General features: G+C 70.5%; 11 protein-coding genes. 5 read left to right on the forward strand and 6 right to left on the reverse strand.

From position 1 onward, the window contains the following. Genes ACH34W_RS27965 through ACH34W_RS27975 form a run of 3 tightly spaced genes read left to right on the forward strand, consistent with a single transcriptional unit; the run spans position 1 to position 3013 of the window. Positions 1–1044, forward strand: a complete 1044-nt coding sequence (locus tag ACH34W_RS27965; RefSeq protein WP_395964067.1) for a peptidoglycan-binding protein — start codon at positions 1–3, stop codon at positions 1042–1044. Further along, the gene (locus ACH34W_RS27970; RefSeq protein ID WP_395964068.1) at positions 1041–1730 is read left to right on the forward strand and encodes an ABC transporter ATP-binding protein; all 690 of its coding nucleotides are present in this window, start codon (positions 1041–1043) and stop codon (positions 1728–1730) included. The genes ACH34W_RS27965 and ACH34W_RS27970 overlap by 4 nt, the downstream gene beginning before the upstream one ends. Further along, positions 1727–3013 (forward strand): ABC transporter permease, encoded by a 1287-nt coding sequence (locus tag ACH34W_RS27975; RefSeq protein ID WP_395964069.1) that lies wholly within the window; start codon positions 1727–1729, stop codon positions 3011–3013. Before ACH34W_RS27970 ends, ACH34W_RS27975 begins: the two co-directional genes overlap by 4 nt. A gap of 221 nt (positions 3014–3234) precedes the next feature. On the opposite strand, the gene ACH34W_RS27980 is transcribed toward ACH34W_RS27975, so the two are convergent. The 3 genes from ACH34W_RS27980 to ACH34W_RS27990 form a co-directional block, all read right to left on the reverse strand. After that, positions 3235–4755 (reverse strand): alpha/beta hydrolase, encoded by a 1521-nt coding sequence (locus ACH34W_RS27980; RefSeq protein WP_395964070.1) that lies wholly within the window; start codon positions 4753–4755, stop codon positions 3235–3237. A gap of 84 nt (positions 4756–4839) precedes the next feature. Next, positions 4840–7797, reverse strand: coding sequence for an FAD-binding and (Fe-S)-binding domain-containing protein (locus tag ACH34W_RS27985; RefSeq protein WP_395964071.1), 2958 nt, complete (start codon positions 7795–7797; stop codon positions 4840–4842). 43 nt (positions 7798–7840) lie between these two features. Continuing rightward, on the reverse strand, positions 7841–8842 hold the full coding sequence (locus tag ACH34W_RS27990; RefSeq protein WP_395964072.1) for a hypothetical protein: 1002 nt from the start codon (positions 8840–8842) through the stop codon (positions 7841–7843). Positions 8843–9040: 198 nt separating this feature from the next. Between ACH34W_RS27990 and ACH34W_RS27995 the strand changes: the two genes are divergently transcribed. Next, entirely contained in the window at positions 9041–9970 is a 930-nt protein-coding gene (locus ACH34W_RS27995) for a LysR family transcriptional regulator (RefSeq protein ID WP_395964073.1), read from the forward strand. Positions 9971–10015: 45 nt separating this feature from the next. Here the strand turns inward: ACH34W_RS27995 and ACH34W_RS28000 are convergent, their stop codons facing one another. From ACH34W_RS28000 to ACH34W_RS28010, 3 genes are read right to left on the reverse strand one after another with little or no spacing between them, the layout of a single operon-like run. After that, positions 10016–11167 carry a Glu/Leu/Phe/Val dehydrogenase gene (locus ACH34W_RS28000; RefSeq protein WP_395964074.1) on the reverse strand — a complete coding sequence of 384 codons (1152 nt, stop codon included), beginning with the start codon at positions 11165–11167 and terminating at the stop codon, positions 10016–10018. Continuing rightward, the gene (locus tag ACH34W_RS28005; RefSeq protein WP_395964075.1) at positions 11160–12305 is read right to left on the reverse strand and encodes an NAD(P)/FAD-dependent oxidoreductase; all 1146 of its coding nucleotides are present in this window, start codon (positions 12303–12305) and stop codon (positions 11160–11162) included. Before ACH34W_RS28005 ends, ACH34W_RS28000 begins: the two co-directional genes overlap by 8 nt. 9 nt (positions 12306–12314) lie before the next feature. After that, positions 12315–13877: an aldehyde dehydrogenase family protein gene (locus ACH34W_RS28010; RefSeq protein ID WP_395964076.1), complete on the reverse strand. Its 1563-nt coding sequence runs from the start codon at positions 13875–13877 to the stop codon at positions 12315–12317. A gap of 185 nt (positions 13878–14062) precedes the next feature. Between ACH34W_RS28010 and ACH34W_RS28015 the strand changes: the two genes are divergently transcribed. Next, positions 14063–15103: a hypothetical protein gene (locus ACH34W_RS28015; protein WP_395964077.1), complete on the forward strand. Its 1041-nt coding sequence runs from the start codon at positions 14063–14065 to the stop codon at positions 15101–15103. Positions 15104–15154 lie beyond the last annotated feature (51 nt).

Below are 15154 nucleotides of genomic sequence, written 5' to 3' on the forward strand. Positions count from 1 at the left end.
TTGAACGGGAAGCGGACGGCCTTCCTGAGCGCCGCCTGCGTCATCGTGATCGCCGGCGCCGGCCTCGCGACGGTCGGGCTGGGCGGAGGCGGCGGAACCCCTGTGGCGCACAGCGGGCTGCCGCCCGCGACCGCCGAGATCGAACGCACCACCCTCACCGAGACCGAGTCGGTGGGCGGGACTCTCTCGTACGGCGCCACGAGCACCGCCTCCACCGCGGGCGGCGGGACGCTGACGTGGCTGCCCTCGCCCGGCTCGTTGATCACCAGGGGCCGGACCGTCTACCGGATCGACAACAAGCCGGTACCGCTGCTGTACGGGAAGCTGCCGATCTACCGGACGCTGGGCACCGGTTCCGAAGGCCCCGACGTGACGCAGCTCGAACGCAACCTGAGCGCCCTCGGCTACAGCGGCTTCACGGTGGACGACGAGTTCAGCTCCGCCACCGCCACCGCGGTGAAGGAATGGCAGGAGGACCTCGGGCTGAAGGAGACGGGCAAGATCGCCCCCGGCTCGGCGATGGTCGCCCGGAACTCGATCCGGGTGGCCGAGCGCAAGGCGAACGTCGGCGACCGGGCGGGCGGCCCGGCGTTCACCTACACCGGCACGACCCGGGTGGTGACCGTGGACCTGGACCTGAAGTACCAGCGGCTCGTCAAGAAGGGCGCGCCGGTGACGATCGAGCTGACCGAGGAGGAGACCACCAAGGGCAGGGTCTCCAAGATCGGCAAGGTCGCCAAGGAGGGCAGCGGGGAGAACCCGCCGACGATTGAGATCACCATCGCGGTGTCGAAGCAGAAGGCGCTCGGTTCCTACGACAAGGCCCCGGTGGACGTCGCGTTCACCTCCGCCGAGCACGACGACGTGCTCGTCGTGCCGGTCGGCGCGCTCGTCGCGCAGCCCGGCGGCGGCTACGGCGTCCAGGTCGTTCAGGGCTCGACCGTCCGCACGGTGAAGGTCGAGACCCAGGCGTTCGCCGAGGGCCGGGTCGCGATCACCGGCCCGGGCCTCGCCGAGGGCATGAAGGTGGGGATCCCGAAATGACCCCGGTCGTGGAACTGCGGGAGGTCACCAAGACCTATCCGGGCGACGTCACCGCGCTGGACCACGTCTCGGTGGCGATCGAGTCCGGCGAGCTCGTGGCGGTCGTGGGCCCGTCGGGCTCGGGCAAGTCGACCATGCTCCACCTGCTCGGCACACTCGACCGACCCAGTTCGGGCACCGTGCTGATCCAGGGCCGCGACGTCTCCCGGCTCACCGACAGGAAGTTGTCGGCGCTGCGCTCACGGCGGATCGGGTTCGTGTTCCAGCAGTTCCACCTGGCTGCCGGGGTGAGCGCGCTCGACAACGTCGCCGACGGCCTGCTGTACGGGGGCGTCCCGCCGGCGGAGCGGCGCCGGCGGGCGCGCAGGGCGCTGGAACGCGTCGGGCTCGGGCACCGCCTCGGGCACCGGCCGCATCAGCTCTCCGGCGGAGAGAAACAGCGGGTCGCGATCGCGCGGGCGGTGGTCGGCGAACCGGCGATGTTGCTCGCCGACGAGCCGACGGGCGCGCTGGACTCCGCCACGGGGACCGGGGTGATCGACCTGCTGCGGGAACTGGCGGCGGGTGGGACCACCGTCATCCTGATCACCCACGACCGCGACATCGCCGACCTCCTGCCCCGGCAGGTGCGGATGCGGGACGGGCGGATCGAACGGGACGACGCCTGGGCGGAGGTGGCGCGATGAGCCGCAGACGGTCCAGACGCGCCTCCAAGGAAGGGGGCGTCACCATCGAGGGTGGCCGCGACAAGGTGGAGGGAAGCCGCATCAAGGTCGAGGGCGACGACGTCCCGGCCCGTCTCGGCCCCCGGGACGTGCTCAAGGTCGGCGGTGCCGGCCTGCGCGCCCGGCCGCTGCGGGTGTTCCTCTCCGCACTCGGCATCGCGATCGGCATCGCGGCCATGATCGGCGTGGTCGGCATCTCGACGTCCAGCCGGGCCCAACTCCAGGACATGCTGGACAAGCTCGGGACCAACCTGCTGACGGTGGGGCCGGGCAACGACTTCTTCGGCGACGCCGCCAAGCTGCCCAAGGAGTCGGACGGCATGATCGCACGGATCCCCGACGTGCTGTCCGCGTCCGCGACCGGCAAGATCGACAACACCAAGGTCTATCGCAACGATCACATCGACGAGGGCGAGAGCGGCGGCATCAGCGTGCAGGCGGCCCGCCTCGGCCTGCCGTCCACGATCGGGCTGAAGCTGGCCGCCGGCAACTGGCTGAACGAGGGCACGAGCCGGTACCCGGCCGTCGTGCTGGGCTCCGCGGCGGCCGAACGTCTCGGGGTCGGCTCGCCCAACCAGCAGGTCTGGCTCGGCGCCAAGTGGTTCACGGTCGTGGGGATCCTGAGCCCGAACCAGCTCGCGCCCGAACTGGACAGCGCGGCGCTGGTCGGCTGGGAGGCGGCGCAGACCCATCTCGGCTTCGACGGCCACCCGACCAACATCTACACGCGGGTGGAGAAGAAGTCGATCGAGACCGTGGGAGGCCTGCTGGCCCAGACCGCCAACCCCGAGTCGCCGAACGAGATCAAGGTGGCCCGGCCGTCGGACGCGCTGGCGGCCGAGCAGGCCACCGACAAGGCGTTCACCGGACTGCTCCTCGGGCTGGGCGGGGTCGCGTTGCTGGTCGGCGGCGTCGGTATCGCCAACACCATGGTCATCTCGGTGCTGGAACGCCGGGCGGAGATCGGCTTGCGGCGGTCGCTGGGCGCCACCCGGGGTCAGATCAGGCTGCAGTTCCTCACCGAATCGCAGCTGCTCGCCGCCCTGGGCGGAGTGGGCGGAGTGGCGCTCGGCATCGTCGTCACGGCGATCTACGCGCTGAGCCAGGGCTGGCCGACCGTGGTACCGACCTGGGCCATGGCCGGCGGCATCGCCGCGACCCTGCTGATCGGCGGGATCGCCGGTCTCTACCCGGCGATCCGCGCCGCCCGCCTCGCCCCGACCGAGGCGCTCGCCACTCCCTGAAACCACGTGCGAGAACCACGGGCACGAGAACCACATGCACGAGAACCACGTGCACCCGGCCCGCCCACGCCGGGTGCGCCCGGCGCCCGATGTCCGGCGAACACCCTCCCCGCCGGCATCAGGCGCCCCAGCACCCCGGTCCCGCCGGCTGGACACGCGGCGGGACCGGGGCGGCTGAGTCACGAGACCACGTCTCCAGGGCACGTCTCTACGGCACGTCTCTAGGACACGGCTGGGCAGTGGGTGCCTCGGGCGGGCACCTTCAGGTCGGTCAGGTAGCCGTCGACGGCCTTCTCCATACAGGGAGTGTCGTTGGCGCTGCCATGCCCCCAGCCGTCGTACGTGACAAGCACGCCCTTGCGGCCGAACTGCCGGGTGACCGACACGGCCCACTTGTGCGGCGTGGCCGGGTCGTGCGCCGAGTTCACCAGCAGGACCGTCGGGGCCTTGCGCGCCGTCGGCTTGAGCCGGTGCTGCGGGTTGGCCGTGGGAGCACCGAGGCACGCGGCCGCCAGACGGAGGGGCAGCAGGTACGGCATGTCAGGCGCGGTCCTGTTCATCGTCCGCACCAACGACGCGTACTCCCGGTAGTTGCGCACCGGCAACTGCCAATCCGCGCAGAACACCGGCACGGCAGGCGGAAGCGGCGACAGCCTCGGGGGTGGGCCGGACGCCTCACGTGTCTCCATGTCGACGATGTCGTCCGCGAGCATCTTGAAGCCGGCCTGATAGAACGCCCGGAAAGCGACCATGTTGACCAGATCGTTCGAGGTCAGCCGCGATCCGAGCCTGCCCGCCAGCCTCGGCGGAGTGGCCAGTTCGCCACGTTCGGCCTTGGCCAGCAGCTTCTTCCAGACAGCGCGCACGTCACGGTCTCGCAGTGCGCAGTCCGCATTGCCCTCACACCACTTCACGAACTCGTTGAACAGGTCCTGGCCGGCAGCCGCGCCGTCCTTGAGGAGGGCGCGCGTGGTGGGAACGCTGTGGTCCATCACGCTCTCCAGCACCATCGCCCGCACGTTGCGGGGATAGGTCTCGGCGTACTGCGCGCCGAGCATCGTGCCGTACGAGCTGCCGTGGAACGTCAGCTTCTTCTCGCCGAGCGCGACGCGGATGGCCTCCAGGTCGCGAACGGTCTGGCCCGAGTCGAGATGGTCGAAGATGCCTGCGGGCTTGGTGTTCGCCCGGCAGTCGTCGCGCAGGCGCCTGTTGTACGCGACGGTGGCCTCGAAGTCGGCCTGGCTCGTCATCTTCGGCGACGGCCGTTCGGCGAGCAGCGCGGGCGTGCAGGTCACCGGGCTGCTGAGGCCCACACCACGCGGGTCGAAACTGACGATGTCGAACCGGCGGCGGACCTCAGGACTGAACCGGGACACGCCCGTCCCGACCCGTTCGACGCCGGAGTCACCCGGACCGCCGGGGCCGAACACGAGGGTGCCGGTGCGCGCCGCGGGATCGGCCTGACGGCGGGCGATCGCCAGGTCGAACGTCGGGCCGTCCGGGCGGGCCCAGTCGATGGGCAGCCGCAGGGTCGCGCACTCGGAACCCTTCCATGCCGCCCACTTGGGGTCGTCCGGCGGCTTGCACGGGGACCACTGGACGCCATTGGCGGCCACGGCCGTCGCGTTCACCTCGGGAGCGGTGCCGAAGGCCGGGCTGACGACGGCCCCTGTGGTGGCCAATGCGGCGGCGCCTGTGCTCCAGATGACGGCACGGCGCAAGGCTGGTCTGGCCTTGAGCATGAACGGTTCCTCCTGAAATGGATCTTGGGGCGTTCGTCACGCTAGGCCCGGGATCCGGCGCTGAGAACCGTTCTCAGGGGAGGTTCAGGGTCGCCTCAGGGGAGGATCAGGGGAGGGCCGGTGAGAGCCCAGTGAGGGCTCCGCGAGGGCCCGGCGCAGGACTTCGGCCAGGTGAAGCCCGCGACGATCAGTCCCCTGGGTCACCTGCGTACGGCAGGAGAAGCCGTCGGCGAGGATGAGCGCGTCGGCCCCGGCCTCGCGGACCTTGGGGTACAGCTCGCGTTCGGCGCACGCCTGGGAGACCTCCCAGTGGCCGGGCTCGAAGCCGAAATTGCCCGCCAGACCGCAGCATCCGGCGCCGATGACGTCGGTCTCGACACCGAGCCGCTCCAGCACCGCACGGTCAGGGTCGTACGACCCCTTGGCCTCCTGGTGGCAGTGCACCTGCGACACCGCGGCCACGTCAAGGCGTTCGAACGGCCAGTCGCCCTCGTGCGCTGCGACATGCCCCGCGACGACCTCGGCAAGCGTCACCATGCTCTCGGCAAGGAGCTTGGCCCGCGGATCGCCTGGCAGGAGCTCGGCCGCCTCGTCGCGCAACATCACGGTGCAGGACGGTTCGAGGCCGATGACGGGCAGCCCGGCTTCCAGCGCCGGCTCCAGCACGTCCAGGGTGTGGACGAGGACACGCTTGGTGATCTTGAGCTGGCCGGTCGAGTGCCAGGTCAGCCCGCAGCAGACCCGCCCGGGCGGCATCAGTACCTGGTATCCCAGGGCCTCCAGCACCTCGACCGCCGCCTGTCCGACCTCCGGCGAGTGAAAGGCGGTGAACGTGTCGGGCCACAACACCACCTTGGGGCAGTGCTCGCGCTTGCCGTTCTCGCGGCTGCCGTGCTCGCGATTGCCGTGCCGCCGGGGACGCCTGCGGAACCACTCCTTCAGCGTCTCCTCCGCAAAGGAGATCATCTCGCGCCGCGGCTCGACACCCGCGAGCCGCTTCGCCAGCGCGGCCACGGGTCCCCGCTGCAGGGCCGCATTGGCGACCCGGGCCGCGCCGGGGAGAGCTGTCACGGCCCGCGACCACAACGGCAGCCAGCCCATCGAATAGTGCGCCAAGGGCCGGACCCGTCCGCCGTAGTGCCGGTGCAGGAACTCCGCCTTGTAGGTCGCCATGTCGACATTGACCGGGCAGTCGTTCGCGCATGCCTTGCAGGACAGGCACAGGTCGAGCGCCTCCCGCACCTCCTCCGACCGCCATCCGTCCGCGATCGTCTCGCCGCGCAACATCTCCGCGAGCACGCGGGCGCGGCCACGCGTCGAGTGGACCTCGTCCCTGGTGACCTTGAACGAGGGGCACATCGCACCGGTCTCCAGGTTCCGGCAGGCACCGACGCCCACGCATCGGTGCACCGCCGCCGCGAACGACCCGCGGTCACGGGAGAGGGCGTGCACCGGCTCGATCGGCAGCTTGATCAGCAGGGCGTCGCGGCCGGGGCCGGGCCGCAGATCCGCGTCCATGGGCGCCGGGTCGGTGATCACTCCGGGGTTGAGCCGCCCTGCCGGGTCGAAGACGCCCTTGAACACCGAGAACGCGGTCATCAGCTCCGGCGAGTACATCTTGGGCAGCAGCTCAGACCGAGCCCGGCCGTCCCCGTGCTCGCCGGAGACCGTTCCGCCGTACGAGAGCACCAGATCGGCGGCGGCCTCCATGAACTCCCGGTAGGCCGCCACACCACCCGGCGCGTCCAAGCCGAAGTCGAGGCGCAGGTGCAGGCAGCCCTCCCCGAAGTGCCCGTAGGGAACGCCTCTGAGACCTCGCCTCTGCATGAGTCCGTACAGATCCCGCAGGTAATCGCCGAGCCGTTCAGGAGGAACGGCCGAGTCTTCCCAGCCGGGCCACGCCTCGCCGCCGTCCGGCAGGCGGGTCACGATTCCCGAGCCCGCCTCGCGGATCCACCACAGCGCCCGCATCTCGGCGGGCTCGTCCACCACGACCGCGTTCGTCTCGGGAACGATCCCGCGTACGGCCGTGACCAGCGCGTGGGCCGCCTCCCGCGCCTCCGCGAGCGACTCGCCACCGACCTCGCAGTAGAGCCAGCCGCCTCCCGGTGGCAACGCCGATCCGGCGGCACCCCGGCCGGGTTGCGCCCGGAGCGCCGTCAGCAGATCAGCTGCCATCCCCTCCACGGTCAGCGCACCGGAACGGGCCGCGAATGGCGCGACCTCGGCCGCCGTGTAGACGTCGGGGAAGCCGAGCACGGCCAGCGCCCGCACGGCCGGCACTGGAACGAGCCGTACCGTCGCCTCCGTGATCAGTCCGCACGTGCCCTCGCTGCCCACCAGCGCCTTGGCCACGTCGAAGCCGTTCTCAGGCAGCAGATGGTGCAGGCCGTAGCCCGAGACCTGGCGGCTGAACCTGCCGAGCTCGGTCCGGAGCGGCCCCAGATGAGCGTCACGCAGCCGCGTCAGCTCGGCGTCGATCCGAGCGTCTCCGCTCGTGCCCTTGCCCGCCGCGAGTTCGCGCCCGTCCGGGAGCAGCAGCCGGAGTGCCTCGACGTTGTCGGCCGTGATGCCCCACGCCACCGAATGCGACCCGCACGCGTTGTTGCCGATCATCCCGCCCAGCGTGCACCGCGAATGGCTTGACGGGTCAGGGCCGAACGTGAGCCCGTACGCCCCGGCCGCCGCCCGCAGGTCGTCGAGCACCACCCCCGGCTCGACAACAGCGGTTCGGGCGTCCGGATCGATCGACGTGATCCGGTTGAGGTGCCGGGACGTGTCCACCACGATCCCGCGTCCGATGGAGTTGCCCGCGATCGACGTACCGCCGCCCCGCATCGTCACCGGCAGCCCCGCGTCGGCCGCCAGCTCCAGCGTCAGGGCGAGGTCGGCCTCCGTCCGCGGCTCCGCGACCGCCACCGGGACCTGCCGGTAGATCGAGGCGTCCGAGGAGTACGCCGCCCGGGCCGTCAGGTCCGTACGGAAGAACCCGGCCCCCGACAACCGCCGCCGGATCGTGTCGAGGTCATGTGCAGCCGACATTGATCCAGGCTAGTGCCGAATGGATCCAGGCTAATACCGCATGTCAGCGCGGCTCGCAGGGGCTGTGGTTGATCGTGCAGCCGACAGGCGATCCAGTCTGGCCCCGCGCGAGGAACGTCACGGTGTGGCTGGCACCGTTCGCCAGCGCGCCGCCGTTGACCACGATGGTCCAGCCTTCGTGATGCCACGGGAACGGCCACAGAGCCCGCAATCTGGTGTGCCACGGAAGATTGAACGCGAGACGCCAGGGCGGGAGCGTGGCGCCGCTCCTGTTGGTGACCGTGAAGGTGCCGCGGTACTCCCAGTAGCCGCTGTCGGCGCCCGTGTAGCTGACGGTGACCGGTGGTCCCGGAGGGGCGGTCCTCGGCGCGTGCTCGGGTGGTGTCGGGGCAGGGGCCGGGGCTGGGCGCGAGGGCGGGCCCGAACTCTGCGGCTTCACGGTCGGCGGCGATGTCGGCGAGGGCGTGGTGCTCGGGCGCTTTGTCGACTTGGCGGTCTTGGGCTGTACGTCCTCCTCCGACGAGGGAGTGGCCGTGGTCGGCAGGACCTCCGGCGCCACGCATCCGGGCGCGTCGCAGGCCTTCAGCGCTTGGGCCGTCGGAGGCCCGTCCTCGTCGCCGAAGACGGCGTTCATCCCCACCAGCGTGGCCGCGAAGGTCACGACTCCCGCCGCGCCGGCCGCTACGAAACGCCACTGAGGCTGGCGCCGGTCCTTGGCCCTCCTCCGGCTCCTCCGGCCTCCGCCCTGCCGTCCAGGCGTGCCGCCCGGCCCGGCAGACCCCTGCGCGGCCAGCACACCACCCGGGGCAGCGCTCGGGACGGCGCCCGGCATGACGCCCGGGGCAGCGCTCGGGACGGCGCTCGGGAGGGCGCCCGGCATACCGCTCGGGGCAGCGCTCGGGACGGCGCTCGGGAGGGCGCCCGGCATACCGCTCGGGACGGCGGTCGCACCGGCGGCAGTCCCAGGGCGGGCGACGACCAGGAGGTCGGGCCAGACGACGCCCTGGGGATCACGGCCATAGGGCCGCGTGCCTTGCTCTGACATGAAGCCACCCGTTCATGTAGGCCCGCGATCGTGCCGACCCCGCAGCGGCTTCGATCCTCATGGAAGTCAGCGCCACCCGGGGCCAGGACGTTACACACCGGGCTGAACATATCGTGGCCTGGCGATTCCTTGATCCAGGTCTGGACGAAAAGGCCCCGGACCAGCAAAAGTAGGCATTCACGGCCACCCGGGAGCGACATGATCAGTCCGCTGCACATCCAGACCGTGCGTGAGGTCGTGCGGACGGGTTCGTTCGCGGACGCGGCCCGAAACCTGGGCTACACGGCGTCCGCCGTCTCGCAGCAGATCGCCGCGCTGGAACGGACCAGCGGGGTCCTGCTCTTCGAGCGCAGGGCCCGCAGCGTCCACCCCACATACGCCGCGTTCATGCTGGTCAAGAAGGGCGACGACGTACTGGACGCGCTCGACTCGCTGGAGCGCGAGCTGCGCACGATGGCGAGCGGCCAGAAGGGCTCGGTGCAGCTGGGGAGCTTCCCGACGGCCAGTGCGCGGATCCTGCCGCGGGCGCTGGCGGGGCTGACCCGCGACAGGCCCGGCACCAAGATCACACTGTCCGAGGGCGAGCCCGACGAGCTGCTGCCGGAGCTGCTGGACGGGGATCTCGACCTCCAGCTCGTCTACCGGTACGACCTGTTCCCGCGCACCTGGCCGGAGCAGATCGTCGAGACCTCGCTGATGGACGAGAACCTGGTGTTGTGCCTGCCCGCGACCCATCCCCTCGCGCGGAACGGAGCGCGGACGGTGCCGCTGCGCGACCTGAACGGCGAGACCTGGATCGCCAGCCGCCCGGAGACGTCCGGCGCCCAGGCACTGGTGCGGCTCTGCAAGAGCGCCGGGTTCACGCCGGACATCGCGTTCCGCAGCAACGACTACGCGGTGGTGTGCGGGCTCGTGGCCCGCGGCCTGGGCATCGCGCTCGTCCCGGCGCTGGGCCTTGTGCCGGATCCGGGCCTGCGGACGCTGCGGCTCAGCCGGCGCTCGCCGCAACGCCATGTCACCGTGCTGTGCCGCACCACCAATACCAATCCCCTCGTCAAGGTCACGATGCGCGAGCTCATGGCGGCGGCCACCGCCCTGGAGGACGAGCTGACGGCCCAAGCCTCCTAGGCCGCCGGGCCCCTCAACCGCCGCGACCCTCAAGCCCGCCGCGTCCTAGGCCGTCAGCGCCATGCGGCCCTTGAGCTCCATCGCGGTGCGGACGCGGTGCTGGGCCAGTGCGACGGCCGCCTCGTGCGTGGTGGTGTCGCGCCGGGCGGCCTCGGCCAGGACGGTGGAGGTGTTGTCGCGCAGCTTGGCGGCGACCGTGGCGAAGACGGCCTCGGACTCGGGGCGGAACGCGGAGTAGCGGGCGTCCATCGCGAAGCCCGCCGCGACCACGCCGCCCGCGTTGGCGACGAAGTCTGGGACGACCGTGATGCCCCGACCGGCCAGGACGTTCCGCGCGGCGGGAGTGGTCGGGAGGTTGGCGCCCTCGATGACGATCCGGGCGTCGAGCCGGGCCGCGACCTGCTCGTCGATGACGTCCTGGAGTGCCGCCGGGATGAGGATCTCGGCGGGCGTCAACAGCTCGGCCCCCGGTTCGAGATAGGTACCGGAGCCGTACTCGCGGATCAGTTCGTCGCCGGCCTCGGCCCGGAGCTTGAGGAGGCGCGCCACGTCCAAGCCGTTCGGGTCGTACAGCCCGCCCCGGACCGTGGAGACGGCGACCACGATCGCGCCCAGCTCGACCAGCCGCCGGGCCGCCGCGTGTCCCACGGCACCGAAGCCCTGGATGACGACGCGTGCCCCCTCCAACGGGAGGCCGATCTCCTGCGCGGCAGCGTCGGTCACCTCGGCAACGCCGAAACCGGTCACGCCCAGCTCGTCGTACGGCATGCCGCCGAGTGCGTGCGGCGTGCCCACGGCCGCGCCGCGGTCACCGAGCTCGTCCTGGACGATCGCCGCGTCACGTTCGGTCAGGCCCATGTCGAGGCCGACCACGTACTGGTGCGGGATCTCCTTCGACAACGCCCGGACGAACGCCCGCAAGATCGCTTCCTTGTCCGGCGACGCGGGATCGGCCACGATGCCCGCCTTGGCGCCGCCGAAGAAGAGATCGACACCGGCCCACTTGTACGTCATCACCCGGGCGAGCCTCGCCACCTCGGTCACGGTGACGGTGGGGCTCATGCGCATGCCGCCCTTGCCCATCCCGCGCGCGGTGTTGTCGATGACGAGCACGCCCTTCATCCCGGTGCGGGTGTCGGAGACGCAGACGACCCGTTCGGGGCCCCACTCGTCCATCAGCGAGAAGACGTCAGACACAGTTGATCTCCGGTCGCAGCAGATCGCCCTCCAGGCGGCGGGCATCAAGGGGTGACACGTCCACGAACGGCTCGCGGCCGAGATAGAGATCGCGGATGATCTCGCCGATCGCCGGGCCCTGCAGGAACCCGTGCCCGGAGAAACCGGTCGCGTAGAGGAAACGGCTGACGCCGGGAGCCTCTCCGATGAGGGCGTTGTGATCCGGGCTTACCTCGTACAGCCCGGCCCATCCCGTCGTGACGCCCACCTCCAGCAGGCTCGGCGCCCGCGTGGCCATCGCCTCGCCCAGCCTGGGCAGCCAGGCGTCGTCACGCTCCAGCCGAAACCCCGGGCGTTCGTCCGGATCGGACATACCGAGCATCAGCCCATGGCCCTCGCCGTGGAAGTAGAACGTCGTCGCGAAGTCGATCGTCATCGGTACCGGCCGCGGCAGGTCCGGCATCGGCTCGGTGAACACAATCTGCCTACGCAACGGGGTGACCGGGAGGTTCACCCCCACCATGTCGCCGATGGCCGCCGACCATGCCCCGGCGGCGCAGACCACCGCCGACGTCTCGATGTGCCCGCGAGACGTGCGCACGGCCCTGATGCCGTCGCCCATCTCGACGTCCAGCAGCTCGCAGTGGGGCAATACCCGTGCGCCATGACGCCGAGCGCCCGTCGCGTACCCCAGCACGACCGACTCAGGCGTGCAGTGCCCGTCATCAGGAGAGAACGTGGCGGCCAGCAGACCGTCCGTCTCGATCAGCGGCGACAGCCGTTTCGCCTCGTTCACTGAGATCATCCGGCTGGGCACGCCCAGCTCGTTCTGCAGCGCGACGCTCTGCTCGAACGCCGCAACGTCCTCGGCCGTCGACAGCAGGAACAGGTAGCCGACCCGATGCAGGTCGATCTCCTGCCCCGGCCGCTGCCCGAACCGCCCGAACGCCTCCAGGCTGCGCGCCCCGAGCTGGATGTTGACCTCGTCGGAGAACTGCGCCCGCACTCCCCCGGCCGCCTTGCAGGTCGAGCCCGAGCCGAGCTCGTCCCGCTCGATCAGCACCACGTCCACCCCGGCCTCCGCCAGGTGGAACGCGATGCTCGTCCCCATCACGCCCCCGCCGACGACCACCACGTCGGCCGATGCCGGAAACTCCACTCAGGCCCCCTAAAGCCGGAAGCCGAGGTCGGCGTCGATCTCCAGTACGTCCATCTGGGCCTTCTGGAGGCGGCCCGAGTAATCCCAGTTCATCGACTGCCAGCGCGTGAACTGGTCGAGCACCCAGATCCCAGACTGCCGGCTCCCGTTGCCTGAACGCCCGTTGCCGCCGAACGGCAAATGCGCCTCGGCGCCCGATGTCGAGTTGTTGGCGCTGACCATCCCGGCCCGGATGCCCCGGCGGAATGTGAAGACCTTCTTCGGGTCCGTCGTGTAGATCGCCGACGACAGCCCATAGCCCGGCGCGTTCGCCAGCGTGATCGCCTCGTCCAGCGTCCGGTAGGTCGTGACCCCCACGATGGGCCCGAACGTCTCGTTCAGGAACAGCTCGTCCCCGGCCGTCACCCCGTCCACGATCACCGGGTGGTAGTAGAGCCCGCCGAGATCTCCCACGAAGCCCTCGCGCGGCTGGCTCTCGCTGATCCGCCCCACCGCGCCCGAGCCGTAGACCCGGTGCCGCGCGGGATCGATCCATCCCAGCGACTTCTCGAAGCCGTCCGCGAAGCGCTCGTTGATGAGCGGGCCGAAGAGGATGCCCTCCTCCATGGGATCGCCGACCTTCGCGGCCCGCGTGGCCGCGTCCAGCGCCCGCACGAACTCCTCGTGCACGGACTCGTGAACGATCACGGTCCCCAGTGACGTGCACCGCTGCCCCGCCGTCCCGAACCCGGCGAACAAGGCCCCCTCCACCGCCAGCTCAAGCTCGGCGTCTTCGGTCACGACCATCGGGTTCTTGCCGCCGAGCTCCAGGCAGGGCGTCTGCAGATGCCGCCCGCACAGCTCCCCGATCCGCACCCCGACCTCTGTGGACCCGGTGAACCCCACCTTGTCCACGAGGCCTTCGCCCAGCGCGGTCTCCAGCCCCCGGAAGGCCTCCGCGCCGTCCGCATAGACGACGTTCAGCACGCCCTCCGGGACTCCCGCGTGAGCGAAGAGCTCATAGAAGGCCTCCGCGCACGCCGCCGCGTACTCCGCGGGCTTCCACACCACCGTGTTGCCGCACAACAAGGCCGGGACGATGTACCAGGACGGCACCGCGACGGGGAAGTTGCCCGCCGTGATCACGGCCACCACGCCCACCGGATCCCGGAACGTGAACAGCTGCTTGTCGGGCATCTCCGAAGGCACGGTCTGCCCGTACATGCGCCGCCCCTCCCCCAGAAAGAACGCGCACGTGTCGGCGATCTCCTGGACCTCGCCCAGGGCCTCCCCGTACGGCTTCCCGACCTCCCGCGAGACGATCTCCGCGAGCCGCTCCTTGTTGGCCTCGACCAGCCGCCCGGCGCCCGCGATCACCTGGCCCCGCACCGGAGGAGGCACATCACGCCAGGCGTCGTGGGCGCTTCGCGCGGCCCGGCAGGCATCCACGAACACCCCGGCGTCCCCGAGCGCCACCTCGGCGACCACATCGTCCGGCCGGGCCGGCGACGTCGACACATAACGGTCTGCACGGTCTGCACGGTCTGCGGCCAGCTCCACACGGGACCCGGCGATGATGGAGGAGAGCGTCATGCCCCCAGACTGCGCCCCGGGCCCGCTCCCGCCAAGATCGGACGGACCACGGTTTCTTACGAAGATATTAAGCATCTCGCGCCCTTCCACCATGCCAGCCACAACTGGCAAGTTGCGCGATAGACTCCCCGGACCCTCCGATACCTGGCTTCCCGGGAGACTCCTTGCGCCGCATCGTTCTCGGAATGCTGACCGCACTCGCGGTCATGCTCTCGTTGCTCTCCCCGCCCGCCCACGCGGCGGCCGACCCGCAGATCACCTCCGCGCGGATCTCGATCGCCTCCAACACCACCTGGGTGAAGCCGGGCGGCCAGGTCACGCTGACCGGCCTCCTCGAGGGGTACGACCAGACGTCGTCGACCTGGATCCCGCTGCCCGGCAAGGACATCGAGTTCTACGTCTCGACGAACACCCCGGCGCGGCCGACCACGACCACCGACGCCAACGGCCGGTACCGCCTGGTCGCCACGGTCCGCGAGACCATGACCTTCGAGGCGCACTGGGCCGCCGACTCCAGCGTCGGCTACGGCGCCACCAGTCCCGCGGTCCGCATCACCGTGCCGACGCGCGTCAAGATCTCGTTCCATGAGTTCCGGTACAGCCCGTACGGCAAGCTCACAGCGGCCGGATACATCGAGGCCTATCCGCAGAACATCTCCACTCTGCTGCTGGAGTACTCGCCGAACGGCCGCGCCCCCTGGAAGCTGGTCAAGAAGTTCCGCCCGACCGACGGCTCTTCGTTCCGCACCACCACGCAGTGGAACAGCTCCGGCTACTGGCGGATCCACACCAAGGCCAACCGTGACCATCTGGAGGGCTTCAGCCCGGTCCGTCTGGCCCTGCGCTGGCGTACCGACATGTCCAAGATCAGCGTGTCGCCGGGCAAGGTCCGCAAGAACCGTTACGTCACCGTCCGCGGCACCCTCACCCGCTGGTACAACACCAGGCGCCGCGGCGCCTACAAGGGCCAGAAGGTCGCGATCCTCTTCCGCTTCAAGGGAAAGAAGACCTGGTACCTGGCCGGGTGGGCCAAGACCAACTCCAAGGGCCGGTTCAGCAAGAAGGTCCGCGCTTACGGGGACGGCTACTTCGCCGCCGAGTTCACTGGCGGCAAGGGAACCTTCGCCTCCGGCTCCCCCAACATCCGCTACGTGAACACCTACAAGACGGATCTGCTCCCCACAACGCGCCAAGCCGGGCCCTCAGCCCCCGTCTGGATTCCCTGACTCCCTAACTCCTGACCCACCGTCAGGCCCGCTCCAAACGGTTTTGGAGCG

Origin of the sequence: Actinomadura sp. 6N118 (assembly GCF_044326415.1) — a bacterium.
Lineage (GTDB): Bacteria > Actinomycetota > Actinomycetes > Streptosporangiales > Streptosporangiaceae > Spirillospora.

What these genes read in the sequence shown, in the direction of transcription:
- ACH34W_RS28015 (WP_395964077.1), top strand. Translation starts at nt 14,063, where the DNA reads ATGCTGACCGCACTCGCGGTCATGCTCTCGTTGCTCTCCCCGCCCGCC.
- ACH34W_RS27985 (WP_395964071.1), bottom strand. Translation starts at nt 7,797, where the DNA reads ATGTCGGCTGCACATGACCTCGACACGATCCGGCGGCGGTTGTCGGGG.
- ACH34W_RS27980 (WP_395964070.1), bottom strand. Translation starts at nt 4,755, where the DNA reads ATGCTCAAGGCCAGACCAGCCTTGCGCCGTGCCGTCATCTGGAGCACA.
- ACH34W_RS27970 (WP_395964068.1), top strand. Translation starts at nt 1,041, where the DNA reads ATGACCCCGGTCGTGGAACTGCGGGAGGTCACCAAGACCTATCCGGGC.
- ACH34W_RS27995 (WP_395964073.1), top strand. Translation starts at nt 9,041, where the DNA reads ATGATCAGTCCGCTGCACATCCAGACCGTGCGTGAGGTCGTGCGGACG.
- ACH34W_RS28010 (WP_395964076.1), bottom strand. Translation starts at nt 13,877, where the DNA reads ATGACGCTCTCCTCCATCATCGCCGGGTCCCGTGTGGAGCTGGCCGCA.
- ACH34W_RS27990 (WP_395964072.1), bottom strand. Translation starts at nt 8,842, where the DNA reads ATGTCAGAGCAAGGCACGCGGCCCTATGGCCGTGATCCCCAGGGCGTC.
- ACH34W_RS27975 (WP_395964069.1), top strand. Translation starts at nt 1,727, where the DNA reads ATGAGCCGCAGACGGTCCAGACGCGCCTCCAAGGAAGGGGGCGTCACC.